The 18353-nt window shown below is 72.3% G+C and carries 16 protein-coding genes and 1 pseudogene; 7 read left to right on the top strand and 10 right to left on the bottom strand.

Annotated elements, in window-relative coordinates; translation table 11 throughout:
- Positions 1-50 precede the first annotated feature (50 nt).
- Positions 51-2075, bottom strand: coding sequence for a phenylacetic acid degradation bifunctional protein PaaZ (paaZ, locus tag AB0G50_RS19060; protein ID WP_360109927.1), 2025 nt, complete (start codon positions 2073-2075; stop codon positions 51-53).
- A 147-nt stretch (positions 2076-2222) separates the two neighbouring features.
- Between paaZ and AB0G50_RS19055 the strand changes: the two genes are divergently transcribed.
- The 4 genes from AB0G50_RS19055 (at position 2223) to AB0G50_RS19040 (ending at position 6710) form a co-directional block, all read left to right on the top strand.
- Positions 2223-3287 (top strand): acyl-CoA dehydrogenase family protein, encoded by a 1065-nt coding sequence (locus AB0G50_RS19055; protein ID WP_360109924.1) that lies wholly within the window; start codon positions 2223-2225, stop codon positions 3285-3287.
- A gap of 118 nt (positions 3288-3405) precedes the next feature.
- On the top strand, positions 3406-4551 hold the full coding sequence (locus tag AB0G50_RS19050; RefSeq protein ID WP_360109921.1) for a hypothetical protein: 1146 nt from the start codon (positions 3406-3408) through the stop codon (positions 4549-4551).
- Positions 4552-4568: 17 nt separating this feature from the next.
- A complete protein-coding gene (locus AB0G50_RS19045) occupies positions 4569-5705 on the top strand; it encodes a hypothetical protein (RefSeq protein ID WP_360109918.1) in 1137 nt (378 codons plus the stop codon).
- Positions 5706-5741: 36 nt separating this feature from the next.
- The gene (locus AB0G50_RS19040; protein WP_360109915.1) at positions 5742-6710 is read left to right on the top strand and encodes an LLM class flavin-dependent oxidoreductase; all 969 of its coding nucleotides are present in this window, start codon (positions 5742-5744) and stop codon (positions 6708-6710) included.
- On the opposite strand, the gene AB0G50_RS19035 is transcribed toward AB0G50_RS19040, so the two are convergent.
- The 3 genes from AB0G50_RS19035 to AB0G50_RS19025 all read right to left on the bottom strand — a co-directional run bounded on the left by AB0G50_RS19035 (position 6707) and on the right by AB0G50_RS19025 (position 8937).
- Positions 6707-7270, bottom strand: coding sequence for a hypothetical protein (locus AB0G50_RS19035; RefSeq protein ID WP_360109912.1), 564 nt, complete (start codon positions 7268-7270; stop codon positions 6707-6709). The genes AB0G50_RS19040 and AB0G50_RS19035 overlap by 4 nt on opposite strands.
- Positions 7271-7404: 134 nt before the next feature.
- Entirely contained in the window at positions 7405-7815 is a 411-nt protein-coding gene (locus AB0G50_RS19030; protein ID WP_360109909.1) for a hypothetical protein, read from the bottom strand.
- Positions 7816-8037: 222 nt separating this feature from the next.
- Positions 8038-8937: a PAC2 family protein gene (locus AB0G50_RS19025; protein WP_360109906.1), complete on the bottom strand. Its 900-nt coding sequence runs from the start codon at positions 8935-8937 to the stop codon at positions 8038-8040.
- A 157-nt stretch (positions 8938-9094) separates the two neighbouring features.
- On the opposite strand from AB0G50_RS19025, the gene AB0G50_RS19020 reads away from it, so the two are divergent.
- Positions 9095-10267 (top strand): FAD-dependent monooxygenase, encoded by a 1173-nt coding sequence (locus AB0G50_RS19020; protein WP_360109903.1) that lies wholly within the window; start codon positions 9095-9097, stop codon positions 10265-10267.
- A 29-nt stretch (positions 10268-10296) separates the two neighbouring features.
- On the top strand, positions 10297-12162 hold the full coding sequence (locus tag AB0G50_RS19015; RefSeq protein ID WP_360109901.1) for an ABC transporter ATP-binding protein: 1866 nt from the start codon (positions 10297-10299) through the stop codon (positions 12160-12162).
- Here the strand turns inward: AB0G50_RS19015 and AB0G50_RS19010 are convergent.
- Genes AB0G50_RS19010 through AB0G50_RS19000 form a run of 3 tightly spaced genes read right to left on the bottom strand, consistent with a single transcriptional unit; the run spans position 12159 to position 13859 of the window.
- Positions 12159-12950 carry an alpha/beta hydrolase gene (locus tag AB0G50_RS19010; protein WP_360109898.1) on the bottom strand — a complete coding sequence of 264 codons (792 nt, stop codon included), beginning with the start codon at positions 12948-12950 and terminating at the stop codon, positions 12159-12161. The two genes, AB0G50_RS19015 and AB0G50_RS19010, sit on opposite strands and share 4 nt — an antisense overlap.
- 57 nt (positions 12951-13007) lie before the next feature.
- Complete coding sequence (locus AB0G50_RS19005; RefSeq protein ID WP_360110001.1) at positions 13008-13223, bottom strand: DUF4287 domain-containing protein; 216 nt, start codon at positions 13221-13223, stop codon at positions 13008-13010.
- Positions 13224-13235: 12 nt separating this feature from the next.
- Positions 13236-13859, bottom strand: coding sequence for a response regulator transcription factor (locus AB0G50_RS19000; RefSeq protein ID WP_360109998.1), 624 nt, complete (start codon positions 13857-13859; stop codon positions 13236-13238).
- 544 nt (positions 13860-14403) lie between these two features.
- On the opposite strand from AB0G50_RS19000, the gene AB0G50_RS18995 reads away from it, so the two are divergent.
- Positions 14404-15615, top strand: coding sequence for a glycosyltransferase (locus AB0G50_RS18995; RefSeq protein ID WP_360109895.1), 1212 nt, complete (start codon positions 14404-14406; stop codon positions 15613-15615).
- A gap of 6 nt (positions 15616-15621) precedes the next feature.
- Here AB0G50_RS18995 and AB0G50_RS18990 read toward each other — a convergent pair.
- The 3 genes and pseudogenes from AB0G50_RS18990 to AB0G50_RS18980 all read right to left on the bottom strand — a co-directional run.
- Positions 15622-16563 (bottom strand): annotated as a pseudogene (locus tag AB0G50_RS18990) (AMP-binding protein); the annotation flags it as partial.
- Between the two features lie 110 nt (positions 16564-16673).
- Positions 16674-16886 (bottom strand): DUF397 domain-containing protein, encoded by a 213-nt coding sequence (locus tag AB0G50_RS18985; RefSeq protein ID WP_360109892.1) that lies wholly within the window; start codon positions 16884-16886, stop codon positions 16674-16676.
- Positions 16887-16897: 11 nt separating this feature from the next.
- Positions 16898-17749, bottom strand: coding sequence for a DUF5753 domain-containing protein (locus AB0G50_RS18980; RefSeq protein ID WP_360109889.1), 852 nt, complete (start codon positions 17747-17749; stop codon positions 16898-16900).
- Between the last annotated feature and the right edge of the window lie 604 nt (positions 17750-18353).

The following is an 18353-nucleotide window of genomic DNA, read 5'->3' as shown; positions in this document are numbered from 1 at the left end:
CACCTCCGATGTTCCCCGATCGGGCGAACTCGTGCCGCCGACCGAAAAGATCAACTTTTCGCCACGAGCGTCAGCACGTCGTACTTCGCCACCGATTCACCCTTCTGGTTGACGAGATCCGCGTCCCACCTGACCTCGCCGTACTCCTGGTCCTCACGCGGCGTGATCTGCTTCGCGGTCAACGTCACGGTCAACTCGTCGCCCGGGAACGTCGGCGTCAGGAACCGCAGGTTGTCCAACCCGTAGTTGGCCAGCACCGGCCCCGGCTCGGGCGAGACGAACAACCCGGCCGCGAACGACACCACCAGGTATCCGTGCGCCACCCGACCGCCGAAGAACGGGTTCGCCGCGGCCGCCTCCTCGTCCATGTGCGCGTAGAACGTGTCACCGGTGAAGTCCGCGAAGTGCTCGACGTCGTCCAGCGTCACGGTGCGCGGCCCGGCCACCACCGAGTCGCCGACCTTCAACTCCGCCAACGACTTCCGGAACGGGTGCACGTCAGACGAGGTGCGCGGCGCGCCGGTCACCCAGCGGTCGGTCACCGCCGACAGCACCCGCGGGCTGCCCTGCACGGCGGTGCGCTGGAGGTGGTGCAGCACGCCGCGCACACCGCCCAGCTCCTCACCGCCGCCGGCCCGCCCCGGACCGCCGTGCACCAGGTTCGGCAGCGGCGACCCGTGCCCGGTCGACTCGCCCGCGTCGTCCCGGTCGAGCACCAGCAGCCGCCCGTGCCACGGCGCGGCGCCGAGCACCACCGACGAGGTGAACCCCGGGTCGTAGGACACCACCGAGCCGACCAGGCTGCCCGCGCCCCGCGCCGCCAGCTCCACCGCGTGGTCGGTCGACGTGTACGGCAGCAGCGTCGCCACCGGCCCGAACGCCTCCACCTCGTGCGGCTGGGCCAGGTCGGGGTCGGCCTTGAGCAGCACCGGCGACAGGAACGCGCCGCGCTCGGCGTCCGCGCCCACCACGTCCACCCGGTCCGGCGAGCCGAAGACGACCTCTCCCGCCTCCAGCAACGACTTCAGCGACCGCCGGACCTCCTCGCGCTGCTCCAACCCGGCGAGCGCGCCCATCCGCACCGACTCGTCGGCCGGGTTGCCGATCACCACCTTCGCCAACCGCGCCGACGCCGCGTCCGCCACGTCGTCCAGCAGCGCCGCCGGCACGATCGCCCGCCGGATCGCGGTGCACTTCTGGCCGGCCTTCGAGGTCATCTCGTGCGTCAGCTGCTTGACGAACAGGTCGAACTCGGGCGTGCCGGCGACCGCGTCCGGCCCCAGGATCGAGCAGTTCAACGAGTCGGCCTCGGCGTTGAACCGGACCGCCGACCGCACCACGGCCGGGTGCGTGCGCAGCAGCCGCGCGGTCGACGCCGAGCCGGTGAACCCGACCAGGTCCTGCTCGGTGAGGTGGTCCAGCAGGTCGCCCGCACTGCCGCTGACCAGCTGCACGGACCCCTCGGGCAGCAACCCCGAGGCCACGATCAACTCGACCAGCTTCTCGGTCAGGTAGGCGGTCTGCGACGCGGGTTTGATCAACGACGGCACGCCGGCCACGAACGCGGGCGCGAACTTCTCCAGCGGGCCCCACACCGGGAAGTTGAACGCGTTGATCTGCACGGCCACCCCGCGCAGCGCCGTCCCGATGTGCTGCCCGACGAACGTGCCGCCGCGCCCGAGCGGCTCGGGCACGCCCTCCACGTACACCCGGGAGTTGGGCAGCTCGCGCTTGGCCTTGCTGGAGTAGGTGAACAGCACGCCGATGCCGCCGTCCACGTCCACCAGCGAGTCGTTGCGGGTCGCGCCGGACCGGGCGGACAGCGCGTACAGCTCCTCGCGGTGCTCGCGCAGGTACGAGGCCAGCGCCTTGAGCAGCGCGCCGCGCTGGTGGAAGGTCAGCTCCCGCAACGCGGGCCCGCCCACCCGCCGGCCGTGGTCCAGCGCCGCCGCGAAGTCGACGCCGGCGGAGGAGATCCGGGCGATCTCCTCGCCGGTCACCGCGTCGCGCAGGGGCGCGCCCTCGGCGGACGAGGTGTGCCAGCGACCGGACACGTAGCTGCGCAGCATGGCCATCGGGTGTCGACCTCCTTGTCGGGCGCCGGTGGGGTGTCCCGGCGTTACCCGACAGTAGAGCCCGTCCTCCGACGGCGGCACGGGCCGTTGTCCCACATCACCTGGCCGGAGGCCCGTGAACCGGTCCAGACGCGGTGGCATGATCGCGTGGTGCACGAGCTGATCAGGGCGCACGCCGCCACCGCCGACCGCGAGCGCCGACTGCCGCCGGAGGTGGTGACGGCCCTGGTGGACGCCGGCACGCACCGGCTGCTCGCGCCACCGGGCGTCGGCGGCGGCCTCGACCTGCCCACGTGGGCGGCCACGATCGAGGACCTGGCCCGCGCGGACGGCTCGACCGGCTGGACCGCGATGACCACCGGCGCCACCTCCACCCTCGCCTGGTACCTGGACGAGGAGGCGGTGGCCGAGGTGTTCGGCGACCCGAGGGCGGTGATCGCGGGCACCGCCGCGCCGCAGGGCAGGCTCGAGGACGGCCGGGTGACCGGCCGGTGGGGGTGGGGCAGCGCGGTCGAGCACTGCGCGTGGGTGGTGGGCGGCGTGCTGACGCCGGACGGGCCGCGGCTCGCGATCCTGCCGCGCGCCGCCGTGACGGTGCACGACACGTGGCACGCGGCGGGGCTGCGCGCGACCGGCTCGCACGAGTGGGAGGCCGACGTCGCGGTGCCCGCCCGCCGCCTGGTGTGGCCGCCTTCGGTGTCGGTGGACGGGCCGCTGCCCGCGTTCCCGTTCTTCGCCTTCCTGGCGGTCGGCGTGGCCTCGGTGTGCCTGGGCGTCGCGGCCCGCGCGGTCGAGGAGGTCGAAGCCCTGGCGACCGGGAAAACCCCGTACGGCACCGGTTCCACGCTCGCCGAGCAGGCCGGCGCGCAACTGGACCTGGCGACCGCCGAGGCCCGGTTGTCCGCCGCGCGGGCGTTCCTGCGCGCGGAGGTGGCGCAACGCTGGGAGGCCGCCGTGCGCGGCGAGCCGAGCACCGACCACCACCGCGCCCGACTGCGCCTGGCGTGCTCGCACGCCGCCACCGAGTCCGCCTCGGTCACCCGGCTCGCGTTCGACCTGGGCGGCGGCACGTCGGTCTTCGAGTCCTCGCCGCTGCAACGGTGTCTGCGCGACGCGCACGTGGCCGCCCAGCACGCCATGGTGTCCCGGCGGCTGTTCGAGTCCTACGCCAAGGTGCGCCTGGGCGTGCCCACGGACACCGCACGACTGTAGAACCCTTATCCCCCAACGGGTTCCACCGAAAGCGCGGGCTGATACACGAGGGTAACGACGCGCCGCCGACGACGGATGGCAGTGGTAGCCGCCACTGCCTCCGACGAAGGGCGTGACGATGCCCCACCGCACCACCCTCGCGACGGTCACCGCCGTCGTGCTGGCCACCGCGCTCGCGGCACCCGCGAACGCCGGCACGATCACCGCCGTCGACCTGGGCACGCTGCCCGGCGACACGACGAGCATCGCGACCGGGATCAACGACGCCGGCACGATCGTCGGGCACTCGTACCGCCACGACGGGACCACCGGGAAGTCCTTCGGCACGGCGGTGAAGTGGAATGCCGCGGGCGTGATCACCAGGTTGCCGGTCCCCCGCGCCGACCCGGAGTCCACCGTCTTCGCGCTGAACGACGCGGGGACCATCATCGGCGACTCGATCGACGCCGCCGGCAAGCGCCACGCGCTGCGCTGGGACCCGTCCGGCGCGGTCACCCCACTCGCGCCCCTGCCCGGCGACGTCGGCACCGGGGCCCACCACCTCACCGCGGACGGCACGGTCTACGGCACGTCCAGCTCGGAGCACAACAACCAGCGCGCGGTGCGCTGGAGCCGCAACGGCACGCCGACCCAGTTGGAGAACCCCTTCGGCGCCGGCCTGTACAGCTACATCACGGCGGTCGACGGCGCCAACGTCCTCGGGTACGTCACCAACGCGCAGGGCGTCATCACGTTCGTGCGGTGGGACGCGAACGGCCGGTCCACCCCGCTGCTCTCGACCTACCTCTACCCCAAGCAGGTCAACGCCTCGGGCGTCATCGCCGGCTGGGGCGACGGGTTCCGCGGTGTGCTCCTCAAACCCGGCGGCACGCCGATCGACGTGGGCGCCTCCCAGTCCCCCACCGGCATCAACTCCGCCGGCCGCGTCATCGCCGACCAGCAGCCGAACTGGCCGCTCGCGACACCCGTGACGTGGTCGCCCGACGGCGTCCTCACCGCCCTGCCGCTGCTGCCCGGCAACCTCAACGGCTCGACCGCGGACATCAACGACGCGGGCGTGATCGTCGGCGCGTCGACCACCTGGACCGGTCCGCACACGCCGGTGTCCCGCGCGGTGAGGTGGAACCCGGACCTCAGCGTGGTGGTGCTCGAGGGTCCGCCCGGTCGCACCGAGGCCACGGCCAACGCGCTCAACGAGAAGGGCGCGATCGTCGGCGCCGCGTACGGCGACGGCGCGAACCACGCCGTGCTGTGGCGCGGCTGACGGGGAAGGGCTCCACGATGCGCATCGCAGCACTCGCGACGGCCGCGGCCGTCCTGCTGTCCACCGCGACACCCGCCCACGCGGACCCGCTCGTCGGCGCGGGTCTGCCACCCCTGCCCGGCGACCGGTCGAGCGCCGCGACCGGCCTGAACGAGGCGGGCACGGCCATCGGGTACTCCGTCCGCGTCGACCCGGCGACCGGCACGCGCACCGAGACGCCGGTGAGGTGGAGCCCGGACGGTGCGGTCACCAGGCTGCCGCTCCCCCGCGGCAACACCGACACGGAGGTGCGGACCAACGCGATCAACGACGCGGGCACGATCGTCGGCGACACGCGGGACAGCCGCGAGCCGCACGCCCTGAGGTGGGACACCGACGGCACGGTCACCCCGCTCGCGCCCCTGGCGGGCGACGCCGGCACCCACGCGAGCCACCTCACCGCGGACGGCACCGCCTACGGGTGGTCGCACAACGGGTTCGGCACCCTGCACGCCGTGCGGTGGGGTCGCGACGGCGTGCCCACCCGGCTGGAGGTCCCGGCCGGCGCGGAGAGCCGCACCAGCGAGGTCAAGGACGTCGGCGGCGCCCAGGTGGTCGGGTACCTGCACGACGCGACCGGCCGCGCGTTCTCCGTGCGGTGGGACGCGGCCGGCAGGTACCACCCGCTGGACCCGCCCGTCTCGGCGGACCGGGTCAACGCCTCCGGTGTGATCACCGGGTCGAGCGGTCGGGACGGCGTGGTCCTCGAACCCGACGGCACGGTGATCAGCCTGGGGCCGAACGTGCTGACGACCGGGATCAACTCCGCCGGCCGGGTCATCGGCGACCACGAGCCGAACCTGCCGCGCCGGGCGCCGCGGACGTGGTCGCCGGACGGCACGCCCACCGTCCTGCCCGTGCTGGGCACCGACGAGTTCGGGTTCGCCGACGACATCAACGACGCGGGGGTGATCGTCGGCCAGTCCACCACCTGGACCGGGTGCTGCTCGGCCAAGGGGCGCGCGGTGAGGTGGAACCCGGACTTCACCGTGGTGCCGCTGCTCGGGCCGACCGGCTACACGGCGAGTTCGGCCTTCGCCGTCAACGAGAGGGGAACGGTCGTCGGCAACTCGTACGGTACCGACGGCGGGCGCGCCGTGATCTGGCGCGGCTGACGGAATCGCGCGCGGCGGCCCCGCGTTGGTGCGGGGGTGAGGCTCTCCGTTCTCGACCGCTCCCGCACCCGCGTCGGCCGCACGCACGCCGAGGCGCTGCGGGACACCGTGGAGTTCGCCCGGCGGGTGGAAGCGCTGGGCTACCACCGGTTCTGGGTGTCCGAGCACCACGGCGTGCCGGGCGTGGCGGGTTCCGCGCCGACCGTGCTCGCGGCGGCGGTCGCGGCGGCCACCACGTCGATCAGGGTCGGCACCGGCGGCGTGATGCTGCCCAACCACCAGCCGCTCGTGGTGGCCGAGCAGTTCGGCGTCCTGGACTCGCTGTTCCCCGGCCGGATCGACGTGGGCCTCGGCCGCTCGGTCGGTTTCACCGACGGCGTCCGCAAGGCGCTGGGCCGCGACCGCCAGGACGCCGAGGCGTTCGACGCGCAGCTGGCCGAACTGCTGACCTACTTCACCGACACGGCCCGCATCCGCGCCTACCCCGCGCAGGGCCGCGTGCTGCCGACGTTCGTGCTGGCCACCGGCGAGGGCGCGCACACCGCCGCCCGCCACGGCCTGCCGCTGGTGATCGGCGCGTTCCGGGGCGAGGACGCGATGCTCGCCGCGATCGCGTCCTACCGCGCCGGGTTCCGCCCGTCACCGTGGGCCGAGCGACCGCACGTGGTGCTGTCCACGACGGTCGCGGTGGCCGACACGACCGAGGAGGCGTGGCGCGTGCTGGTGCCCGAGGCCTGGTCGATGACGGTCGCCCGCACCCGCGGCGAGTTCCCGCCCCTGGAACCGGTGGAGGCCACCCTGGCCCGCACCCTGACCGACCGCGAACGCCGCTACCTGGACGAGTCGCTGCGCGGCCACGTCCACGGCACGCCGGACGAGGTCGCGAAGGCACTCGACGCCCTGACCGCCCGTGCGGGCGCCGACGAGGTCCTGGTCACCACCAGCACCCCGGACCGCACCGCGCTGCTCCGGTCGTACGCGCTGCTGGCCGACCTCTACCACTAGGACACCCGGTGCCAGACCCGCACCGCCATCGTGAGGGACTCCCGGTCGCCCACGACCAACCCGCCCACGACGGCCAGGTCACCCCCGGTCGTGCCGACGCACGCCGCGAGACCTCCCGGACCCAGCGCGTACAGGTCGAGCGTGCGCCCGGCACTCCGGTCGCTCCTCAGGCAGTCCAGCGGACTCGCGTCGACCGACCGGACGAGGTACACATCGGCGCTCCGGGTGACCCTGGCCTGCACCGCCTCGGACACCAGGGCGAGCCGGCCTTCGACGTAGACGAGCTCCGCTCCCGGACTCGCGCCGGGGACCACCGGCTCCTCGCGGTCGAGATCGAGGAAATCGTTCACGTGGACTGTCGTGACGTACGACAGGCGGGCCGCACTCTCGAATTTCGGATCCACGACCTTGGCCGGCGGCATTCCCGTCGGCGCGGATTGCGTCGCCGTGCTGTCGCCGATCGACTGGAGGTCCGATGCCGAGCCGGCGTTGAGACCGACGACCACCACGACGGCGAGGAATGCCGCGCCCACCGCGATGAGTCCCGGTCCCGTGAACATCCTCACCAGGAAACCGACACCGACCCGCTTTCCACGGCAGGTCCTCGAACGCGACCTCCGGGTGAGGCCCGCACGCCGGTACTGCGGCGTTTCCCGGGCGATCGTCTCCCTCAACGACCTCAGGGTGGATCCGCTCATCGCCGCCGCCCCCGAGGTCCGCTCCGCGCTTCCTCCACGACCTCCGCGGACTTGCCCACGCCGAGCGTGATCTGCTCACCGGGCGCGGCGTTCTGGGTGGTCGCCAGCAGGCGCTCCACCACCAACGGCCCCGCGACACCCAGGCCGAACGCCGCGATCGCGCCCGCGACCTGCCCGCTCGCGCTGAACGCCGCCGCCTGCACCCCGCCCGCGGCGACGCGGAAGAGCGTCGCGGAAAGCCAAATCCCGAAGTTCCGCCGGCGCGCCGACGCGTCCACTCGCCTCTTCGGCACTTCCGGGTCGTGCCACGGCACGGTCCGGGTTGCCCGAACCACGGCCTGGTAGTCGTAGAACTCGACCGTTATTCCACCTGCGATACCCCACAGGGCACCCTCCCACAGGTCCATGAAGCAACCTTAGGGATCACACGCACCTCTGTCATTGCCACGCGGGGAAACAGGGTAAGGCGACCGAATATCCGCGCTTCCACGGAATTCCGACCCATCCGAGAACGATGCTATTCGCCCTCGAATGGATCCCACCCGCACCGACGTCCCATTGTTGAACAATCCCACCGCTCAACAATCCCCGCCCAGCCGAACATCCGGCAGACCAGGCGGGGCCAGGCGTCAGCGGTCGCGTTGTTGTTCGGCCAGGAAGCGCTCGAACTCCGCGCCCAGTTCGTCCGCGCTCGGCAGCGGTTCGTCGTCCGCGACGAGCAGGTTCTCCGACGCCTCCGTGAAAGCGTCGTACTGCTGCTCCAGCGCCTCGACCACCTGCGCGACCTCGGTCGACTCGGCGACCTGGCGGGCGATCTCCGCGTCCGTCCGCCGCGCCGACTCCACCAGCGCCTCGTCGCCGACGACCAGCCCGGTCACCCTGGTCAACGCCGCCAGCAGCCGCACCGCCGCCGCCGGGTACGTACCCTGCGCCAGGTAGTGCGGCACGTAGGCCGCCAGCCCCATCGCGTCCAGCCCGGCCTGCCCCAACCGGTACTCCAGCAACGCGGACAGGTTGCCCGGCACCTGGACCCGCGAGAACGGCGAGCTCTCCACGACCAGCTCCGGCCGCGTCGCGTGCGAGATCACGGTCAGCTTGCGGGTGTGCGGCACGCCCATCGGGATGCCGTGGAACGACACGGCCAGCCGCACGCCCCACCGCTCGATCAACGACCGCACCGCCGCGATCACGCCCTCCCACCGGCGGTCCGGCTCCGGACCGGTCATCAGCAGGAACGGGGTGCCGGCGGCGTCGTGCAGGAGCCGCACCACGAGTTCCGGCGCGTCGTAGGACTCCCACCGGTCGGTCTCGAACGTCATCGTCGGCCGCCGCGCGCGGTAGTCGATCAGGTCGTCCACGTCGAACCGCGCGACCACCCGGTGCTCGTGCACCGCCAGCAGGTGGTCGACCAGCGACGAACCGGCCGAGCCGGCGTCCATGAAGCCGTCGAAGTGGTGCAGCAGCACCGCTCCGGTCAGGTCCGGGACGTCGGAGTCGACCTCGAACAACTCCTCCGGGTCGAACGCCACCACGTGCCTCCCCAAGTGCGACCAAGCCTTTCCCGGTTCCAACACGGCCGCCCGCCCAATCCATTCCCGGTTGCCGCCAAACCTAGTGCAGCGACCGCCGCGCACTAGTGCACCAAACACCACTTGACCAGCTAAAAACAGCATGTACGGTGTACGCATGCGAACCGTACTGATCTCCGGCGCCAGCGTCGCCGGCCCCGCGCTCGCCTACTGGCTCCACCGCCGCGGCCTGCGCCCGACCGTGGTCGAACGCGCGCCCGCGCCCCGACCGGGCGGCCAGGCCGTCGACATCCGGGGCACCGCGCGCGAGGTGATCGCCCGGATGGACCTGCTCGACGCGGTCCGCGCCGCGCACACCGGCGTGCGGGGCACCGCGTTCGTGGACGCCACCGGCCGCCGCACCTCCGCCATGGCGGCCGACGCGCTGGGCGACTCGGGCGGCGTCATCGCCGAGTTCGAGATCCTGCGCGGCGACCTGGTGCGGATCCTCAACGACGCCAACGACGGCGTGGAGCACCTCTTCGGCGACACCGTCACCTCGTTGACCGACACCGGCGACCGGGTCCGCGCCACGTTCGAGCGCGGGCCGACCCGCGAGTTCGACCTGGTGGTCGGCGCGGACGGGCTGCACTCGACGGTGCGCTCGCTCGCGTTCGGCCCGGAGCGCGACTTCACCCGCGACCTCGGCGCGTCGGTCGCGATCTTCACCACCGGCCCGATGGCGGGCGACTGGCAGCTCATGCACTCGACCGTCGGCCGCACCGCGGGCCTCTACCCCACGCCCGGCGCGGCCAAGGCGATGTTCCTGTTCCAGGCCGACGAGGGCGTCGCGGACCCGCGTCGGGCGGTCAAGGAGGCGTTCGCGGGCGTCGGCTGGGAGGTGCCCCGACTGCTGTCCGAAGTGGACGGTGCCGAGGACTTCTACGCCGACCGGCTGTGCCAGGTGCGCATGTCCTCCTGGTCGCGCGGCCGGATCGCGCTGCTCGGCGACGCCGCGTTCTGCGCGTCGCCGTTGGCGGGCAACGGAACCAGCCTCGCGCTCGTCGGCGCGTACGTGCTCGCCCGCGAGCTCGCCGCCACCACCGACCACCGCGTCGCGTTCGCCCGCTACGAGGAGGCGATGCGCGAGTACGTCGACCGCTGCCAGAAGTTCGCGCTGAGCGGCGTGGACAGCATGCTCCCGAAGTCCCGGATGTTCATCCGGATGCGGGACGTCTTCCTGCGCGTCATGCCGCACCTGCCGGGCGCGGCCCGCCTCTTCGGCGACCTCCAGCGGATCGCGAACACGGTCGTGCTCGAGGAACGGCAAAATACCTTGACTTCGAGCTAAGTCCAGCTCCTACTGTCCGCCCCATGGACATGGAAAGCACCGCATGGACGTCGCTGTACCACGCGATGCACGCCCACCAGGACAAGCGCCCGTTCTCCGCCGCGACGCTGCGGCGGATCTGGGCGTTCACCGCGCGCAGGCGCGCCAGGCTGTACCGCTACCTCGCGATCAGCGTGGTGGTCGCGGTGCTCGCGGTCGCCACGCCCGTCCTCGCCGGCCGGGTGGTCGACGCCATCGTGCACGGCGACGGCTACGCGAAGGTGCTCGGCCTGGCGGGCGCGATCGCCGCCATCGCGGTCCTGGAGGCCGCGCTCGGCCTGCTCGCCCGGTGGTTGTCCGCGAGCATCGGCGAAGACCTGATCCTGGACCTGCGCACCACCGTGTTCGACCACGTGCAGCGGATGCCGGTCGCGTTCTTCACCCGCACCCGCACCGGCGCGCTGGTCAGCAGGTTGAACAACGACGTGATCGGCGCGCAGCGGGCGTTCAGCGACACGCTGTCGAGCGTCGCGGGCAACCTCGTCACGCTCGTGCTCACGCTCGTGGTGATGGTCGGCCTGTCCTGGCAGATCACGCTGCTGGCCCTGGTGCTGCTGCCGGTGTTCGTGCTGCCCGCGCGCCGGATGGGCACCCGGCTCGCCCGGCTCGAGCGCGAGGCGGCCGACCACAACGCGACCATGGGCACCCAGATGACCGAGCGGTTCTCCGCTCCGGGCGCGACGCTGGTCAAGCTGTACGGCAGGCCGGCCCGCGAGTCGGCCGAGTTCGCCGACCGGGCGCGCCGGGTGCGGGACATCGGCGTGCGCACGGCCATGGTGCAGACGGTGTTCATCACCGCGCTGACCCTGGTGTCCGCGCTCGCGCTCGCCCTGGTCTACGGGCTCGGCGGCTACTACTCGCTGCGCGGTGAGCTGGACGCGGGTTCGGTCGTCGCGCTGGCCCTGCTGCTGACCAGGCTGTACGCGCCGCTGACCGCGCTGGCCAGCGCCCGGGTCGAGGTGATGAGCGCGCTGGTCAGCTTCGAGCGGGTGTTCGAGGTGCTCGACCTGGAGCCGCTGATCCGGGAGCGGGCGGACGCGCGCGAGGTGCCGGACGGCCCGGTCGCGGTCGAGTTCGAGAACGTCCGGTTCGCCTACCCCGCTGCGGACAAGGTGTCGCTCGCCTCGCTGGAGGAGGTCGCGGTGCTGGACACCCGCGGCGGCGTCGAGGTGCTGCACGACGTGTCGTTCCGCGCCGAACCCGGTCAGGTCGTCGCGCTGGTCGGCTCGTCGGGCGCGGGCAAGTCCACCATCGCCTCGCTGCTGCCCCGCCTGTACGACACGGACTCCGGCGCGGTGCGACTGTCCGGTGTGGACGTTCGCGACCTGAGCTCGGACGCGATCCGGGACGCGCTGGGCGTGGTGACCCAGGACGGCCACCTGTTCCACGAGTCGATCCGGGAGAACCTGCTGCTGGCCAAGCCCTCCGCGACCGACGACGAGCTGTGGGAGGTGCTCGGCCGGGCCCGGCTCACCGCGCTGGTCGAGGCGCTGCCGGACGGGTTGGACACGGTCGTCGGCGAACGCGGCTACCGGCTGTCCGGCGGCGAGCGCCAGCGGTTGACCATCGCCCGGCTGCTGCTGGCCAAACCCCGCGTGGTCGTGCTGGACGAGGCGACCGCGCACCTGGACTCGACCTCCGAGGCGGCCGTGCAGGAGGCGCTGGCCGAGGCCCTGGAGGGTCGCACCGCTGTGGTCATCGCGCACCGGCTGTCGACCGTGCGCGCGGCGGACCAGATCCTCGTCGTGGAGGGCGGCCGGGTGGTCGAACGCGGTCGGCACCAGGACCTGCTCGCCGCCCGGGGTCGCTACGAGGAGCTGTACCGGACCCAGTTCGCCGACCCCGTGCCGTCCTAGCCGGCGGTTCCCGTGAGGTGGCGCCGGAACCACGCGGTGAGCGCGGCGTCCACCTCGCGGGCGGCGGGCAGTTGCGGCGCGGGCTCGATGCCGGGCTCGTCGGCGAGCGGGTGCGCCAGGCCCGGGATCGAGCGCAGTTCGACCCCCGGCACCTCGGCGAGCGCCAGCGCGTCGGCCCGCAACCCCGGGTGGTCGAGCTCCCCGCTGACCACCAGCAGCGGCGCGCGCCGCAGCGCGTCCGCCCGGGCGAGGAAGTCCAGGCCGGCCACGGCCTTCTCCGACTCGGCGTCGTACGGGTAGTCGCCCGGGAACAGGTCCACCACGGACCGCATCCTGATCGCCGCGTTCACCACCGCGCCCGCGACCACCGGCACGTCGGTGTCGGCGAGCACCCGCAACGCCACCGCGCCGCCCAGCGAACCGCCGAGCACGCCGATCGGTCCGCCGTCCACCGGCAGCTGCGCGCGGATCGACGCCAGCGCGGCCGGGAACTCCTCGGTCGCCTGCCGGACGAACGGGTGCAGGTAGGCCATCAGCGGGTCTTCCCGGAACAGCGCCACGATCGCGTCCGTGCTCCCGTCGACCATCCGCGCGCCGCACATCGGCATGCCCAGGTGCACCCGCCACGCGGGCAGGTCGCGCATCGGCAGCGCGGCGGCGAACGCGGCGTCCGACCGCGGCGCGTCCAGCATGTGCCAGGTGACGAGCAGCGGCGCGGCACCGCCGTCGGCCGGCGGCAGCGCGGTGAACGGCACACCCGCGGCCGTGCCCGTGATCGGTGAACGCATGCCGACCACGGTAGGTGCCCGGCTCGCGGGCCGGAATCGGTTACGCCACCGGCGGAACTACCGGCCCTCGGCCAACGTCGCCGCCACCACCGCGTTCGCGTGGCCGTGGCCGAGGCCGTGCTCGTCCTTGAGCCACTTGACCAACTCCATGTGCTTGGTCAGCGGTGACGCGCGGATCAGGTCCTGCCACTCGGCGATCGGTCGGCCGTACTTCTTCTCGATCGACGGGAAGTAGCTCGCGGGGCCTTTCACGGGTTCGGTCACAGTGGACAGTCTGCCGCACGCCTACAGCAGTTGCTCCTCCTGCGCCCGCCGCACCGCCTCGACCCGGTTGCGCGCGCCCAACTTCTGCATCGCGGTCTGGAGGTAGGTCTTGACGGTGTTGCGCGTGAGCCCCAGCTCCTCGGCGATCTCGGGGTTGGTCCGCCCGGTGGCCGCCAACCGCACCACCTCGTACTCGCGCCGGCTCAACGCCAACCGGAACAGCCTGGCCTGCAACAACCTCCCGCTCGACTCGCGCAACCTCGGGTCGACGATCCGCACCCCGGCGGCGATCCCGCGCAACTGCGCCACCAGGTCCGTGTCGGTGACGTCCTTGAGCAGGCACCCGTGCGCCCCGCCGGCCAACGCCGCCGACAACGCCGCGTGGTCGTCGTACGCGGTGAAGATCACCACCTTCGCCCGGGGCGCCACCGCGACGATCCGGGGCAACGCCTCGCTGCCGAGCATGTCCGGCAGCCGGAGGTCCAGCAACACCAGGTCGGGCCGCAGCTCCCGCGCCGCCACCACCGCGTCCCGGGCCGTGCGCGCCGACCCGACGACCTCGATGTCCCCGGTGCCCGCCACCAGCGCCCGCACCCCGTCGCACACCACGGGGTGGTCGTCCACCACCAGGATCCTCACGCACACCCCCGACCGGCGGGCGAGGACGACCACCACCGCCTGCCCGCGATCGACGGTGCCGCCCGAACCCTGTCATCCCGCGCGCGAATTCCCGAACGCCGGCGCCGCGTCCTCGCGGTTTCAGACTGTGCCCGACCGCGGTCGGCGGCGCACCTCCGCGCGGTCGCCCGGTTCGGACCTGCCGCGGGGACGATCGACGCCGCCGGCGGGCCACGCACGCGGTGGGCGCCGATACCGGGATTTCGGCGCACGCCCTCCGACCGCGCCATTCTGCGGCACCTTCGACGTTTCGGCAGAAACCCTCGGGCGCGACCGCGAATCGGAACACCCCGCACCGCGAGGCGGGGACAACGCACTTCGTCGGTGGCCCGGCCGCAGCCGCGCAGACCTGCGGAGACGCGATGTAACCGGGGATTCACGACAATCGGGAAGTGGATTACCGAACTCTTTCCACGTCCAACTTATAGCGCACCCCGGGTCTTGCGGCAAGGCCCGGGTGCCGGCGCAGAATCACCCGCCGGAGTCGGACCTGCGCAAAGGGGATCGCGAAGTGCGAGTGCTGTTGTCGACGTACGGGTCGCGCGGAGACGTCGAGCCGCTGGTGGGTCTCGCGACGCGGTTGCGCGAACTCGGCGCGGAGGTGCGGGTGTGCGCGCCGCCGGACGAGGAGTTCGCCCGGCGGTTGGCGGGCGTCGCGGAGGTGACGCCGGTCGGCTGGTCGGCGAGCGCCCTGTCCACCTCGGCCCCGCCCGCGTCCTCGCTGTCCCAGCGCGCCGCCGAGCTGATCGCCGCCCAGTTCGACGCGGTCACCGAGGCGGCGCGGGGGTGCGACGTGCTGGTGGCGACCGGGATGCTGCCCGCCGCGGCGGGCGCGCTGTCGGTGGCCGAGAAGCTGGGCGTGCGCGCGGTGTCGGTGACGTTCCAGCAGCTCACCCTGCCGTCGCCGCACCACGCGCCCCTGGCCTACCCGGGTCGGCCGTTCCCGCCGGAGGTCACCGACAACCGGACCCTGTGGGACCTGGACGCGGCGAGCATCGACGCGCTGTTCGGCGAGCCGCTGAACACCAGTCGCACCGCGAACGGCCTTCACCCGGTGGACGACGTCCGCGGCTACGTGCTCACCGACCGGCCGTGGCTCGCGACGGACCCGACCTTCGACCCGTGGCGGACGCCGGCGGACCTGGACGTGCTCCAGACCGGCGCGTGGTTCCTGCCCGACGAACGCCCGCTGCCCGTCGAGGTGGAGGCGTTCCTGGCCGCCGGCCCGCCACCGGTCTACGTGGGCTTCGGCAGCATGCCCCTGCACGGCGCGCCCCATGCCGCGCGCGACGCCCTCGCCGCCGTCCGCGCCCACGGCCACCGCGCGCTGCTCTCCCGGGGCTGGGCCGACCTGACCGCGACCGAGGAGGACTGCCTCGTCGTCGGCGAGGTCGACCACCAGGCCCTGTTCCCCCGCGTCGCCGCCGTCGTCCACCACGGCGGCGCCGGCACGACCACGACCGCCGCCCGCGCGGGCGTGCCCCAGGTGGTCGTGCCGCAGGCCGCGGACCAGCCGTACTGGGCGAACCGGGTCGCCGACCTGGGCATCGGCGTGGCGCACGACGGCCCGGTACCGACCGCCGGGTCCCTGACCGCCGCGCTGACCACCGCGCTGGCGCCGGACACCCGCGTCCGGGCCGCCGCCGTCGCCACCGGGGTCCGCTCGGACGGCGCGTCGGTGGCCGCCCGGCTGCTGCTCGACCTGGCCGGTCGACCGCGCTGACCCCCGTCAGTCCGCCGCCGAGCCCAGGATCACGGCGGCCTGCCGGCGCATCTCCACCTTGCGCACCTTCCCGGTGACCGTCATCGGGAACTCGTCCACCACGTGCACGTAGCGCGGGATCTTGTGGTGCGCCAACCGTCCCGCGCAGAACTCCCGCACCGAGTCGACCGTCAGCGGCTCCGCGCCGTCCCGCATCCGCAGCCACACCATCAACTCCTCGCCGTAGCGCGGGTCCGGCACGCCGATCACCTGCGCGTCCAGCACGTCGGGGTGGGTGAAGAGGAACTCCTCGATCTCCCGCGGGTACAGGTTCTCGCCACCCCGGATCACCATGTCCTTGATCCGCCCGGTGATGCTCAGGTACCCGTCCTCGTCCATCACCGCGAGGTCGCCGGTGTGCATCCAGCGCGCCGCGTCGATCGCGTCGGCGGTCTGGTCGGGCTGCTCCCAGTAGCCGAGCATCACCGAGTAGCCGCGCGTGCACAGCTCACCGGGCGTGCCGCGCGGCGCGGTGCGGCCGGTGTCCGGGTCCACGACCTTGACCTCCAGGTGCGGCCCGACCCGGCCGACCGTGGACACCCGGCGCTCCACCGAGTCGTCGCGGCGGGTTTGGGTGGACACCGGCGACGTCTCGGTCATGCCGTAGCAGATGGACACCTCGGCCATCCCCATCCGGTCCACCACCTGCCGCATCACCTCGACCGGGCACGGCGAGCCGGCCATGATCCCGGTGCGCAACGAGGACAGGTCGTAGGAGTCGAAGTCCGGCGCGGCGAGTTCGGCGATGAACATGGTCGGGACGCCGTAGAGCGACGTGCACCTCTCCTCCGTCACGGCCCGCAGCGTCGCGGCCGGGTCGAACGCGGGCGCGGGGATCACCACGCAGGCGCCGTGCGAGGTCGCCGCGAGGTTGCCCATCACCATGCCGAAGCAGTGCTCAAGTGGGAGGTACCCGTAATGTAGCGCAGGGCTCTGACCTGCGCAAACCAGGACGCACCGACCGCCCGCGACCAGCGAGGCAGGGTCGGGGCACCCTGGCTGACAGGGTGCCCCGACGCTCACTCCGAGCCCTTCAAGCTCTCCACGAAGCGGACGAACGCCCGCGTTGTCAGCTTCAACTCGTCCCCTTCCCTGTTCTTGGTATCGCGCACAAGCCGGTAGTCACCAGCGGAGGGAATCCCTGCCTCGACGCACTCCGCGTCCTGGCCGCCGTTGGTGTAGCTGCTTGTTCGCCACCTGACACCCGGACGGGCGGTGGCCTGGGTCGACATCGTTGCACTCCCTAGCGTTGGGTGAGGTCAGCAATCCGAGCCTCAAGTATCGCTCGGGTCTGAACCTCAGAAGCTGCTGCTGTACCCCACGCATGATCAAACACAAGCCGGAAGCGCCCGACATCTTTCTTGACATACTCGTTCCGAGCGAAGTGACCGACGTAGGCCAACCACTCGTCAGGCTCGGTGTGCAGCAGGGTAAACGGGTTGCTCAAACCAGTGACGGAACCTGCTGAACTCGGCACGATCCGAAGGTGCACGTTGGGCAGCCTGGACGCAGCTAGCAGCCGCTCAAGTTCCCGCGACGCAACGTCCGGCCCACCGTCCATGCGATCGAGGGCCGCCTCGCCGAGCACAATGCGTGCCTGCGGGCCAGTCGACGCGAACAGTCGTTCACCTCGCTTGGATCGATCTCGTGCCAGCGCGTCAACGTCCTCCGCGGAGCTGACCAACGGCGACTTCGCCAACGTGGCAGCAGCGAACTCGTAGGTTTGCAGCGATCCGGGGATCTCGTTGTAGATCATCCACAAGTGCGTGGCCCGCTTCAGCCGGGCCAGGTACTCACGAGTGTGGACGCCACCCGCTACAGGCTGCGCGCGCTGGCTTGCCGCATCAGCGAGCGCTACCAACCGATCCGCGTCGGCCTTCGACGGCGCGTAGCGCGCAAGCATCCAGCTCACATGGCCCGGCTTGGGAGCCATCCGAGATGTCTCCAGCTTCGACAGCACCGACGCGTACCCGCCCACCGCAGCGATCAACTCAGCCTCGGCCGCTCCGGGCTCCAGCCCAGCCGCCACCCGGAGCGTCCTTGCGAGCTTGCCGAACTCAAGCCGGGCGTCGTACGAGTCCATCCGTTCCGTCATGGCGCGAAGTCTGCCCGACGGGCACTGCCACCCCCCGTTACCCGACCGAGTGACTGAACGGGCATTGCCAGCTTTCACCCGTTTGGGCTCACCGAAGCTGGCAATGCTGCCTTACCCTTCTTGTGCGGGGTCGGGGTCAGCGATCCGAATCGCCCAGCCCCGCACCGCCGGCGGGAAGCGCTGGAAGCGGAGCAACGAGGCTCCCATCCGTCGCCGAGCTTCAGGGCTTCCCGCCGGTCTAAAGGCGAGCGGTTGACGGGTGTGGCGCGGGCGCAAGAGTTCCGCAGCCAAGTGGAACGCCCGTCGCCGTTCGCCCCAGAAGACGCGGAGCGGGGTTGGTCGACCGGCAACCCGACCTGCCGGTCCCGGCCCCGCTCCGCACCTCAAGCACGATAGGAGGTGAGCCTTTTGTGGGCAGCCCTAGCGACGGTCGGACTGGGGGTCTTGACCGCCACTTTGACGAAGTTCCACCGGTGCCTACGGTGCGACTGCCAGCACTGCCGCGCGCAGTTCGTTTGGCTGCGGCGTGTTCATGGGCGACTGCCGTGGTAGCCAGCCAGTCCGGATACGAAGGCGAACTTCCTGCACCCGGATCAATGCGATT

It is taken from the genome of Actinosynnema sp. NPDC020468, from assembly GCF_040642015.1.
GTDB lineage: Bacteria > Actinomycetota > Actinomycetes > Mycobacteriales > Pseudonocardiaceae > Actinosynnema.
The sequence above is the reverse complement of the archived record's forward strand: the minus strand, read 5'-3'. Positions and strand labels throughout refer to the sequence as shown.

Coding starts and splice junctions, on each gene's coding strand:
- AB0G50_RS19030 (WP_360109909.1), bottom strand. CDS start 7,815: ATGGACCTGTGGGAGGGTGCCCTGTGGGGTATCGCAGGTGGAATAACG.
- AB0G50_RS18985 (WP_360109892.1), bottom strand. CDS start 16,886: ATGTCGACCCAGGCCACCGCCCGTCCGGGTGTCAGGTGGCGAACAAGC.
- AB0G50_RS18980 (WP_360109889.1), bottom strand. CDS start 17,749: ATGACGGAACGGATGGACTCGTACGACGCCCGGCTTGAGTTCGGCAAG.
- AB0G50_RS19010 (WP_360109898.1), bottom strand. CDS start 12,950: ATGCGTTCACCGATCACGGGCACGGCCGCGGGTGTGCCGTTCACCGCG.
- AB0G50_RS19015 (WP_360109901.1), top strand. CDS start 10,297: ATGGAAAGCACCGCATGGACGTCGCTGTACCACGCGATGCACGCCCAC.
- AB0G50_RS19050 (WP_360109921.1), top strand. CDS start 3,406: ATGCCCCACCGCACCACCCTCGCGACGGTCACCGCCGTCGTGCTGGCC.
- AB0G50_RS19045 (WP_360109918.1), top strand. CDS start 4,569: ATGCGCATCGCAGCACTCGCGACGGCCGCGGCCGTCCTGCTGTCCACC.
- AB0G50_RS19035 (WP_360109912.1), bottom strand. CDS start 7,270: ATGTTCACGGGACCGGGACTCATCGCGGTGGGCGCGGCATTCCTCGCC.
- paaZ (WP_360109927.1), bottom strand. CDS start 2,075: ATGGCCATGCTGCGCAGCTACGTGTCCGGTCGCTGGCACACCTCGTCC.
- AB0G50_RS19020 (WP_360109903.1), top strand. CDS start 9,095: ATGCGAACCGTACTGATCTCCGGCGCCAGCGTCGCCGGCCCCGCGCTC.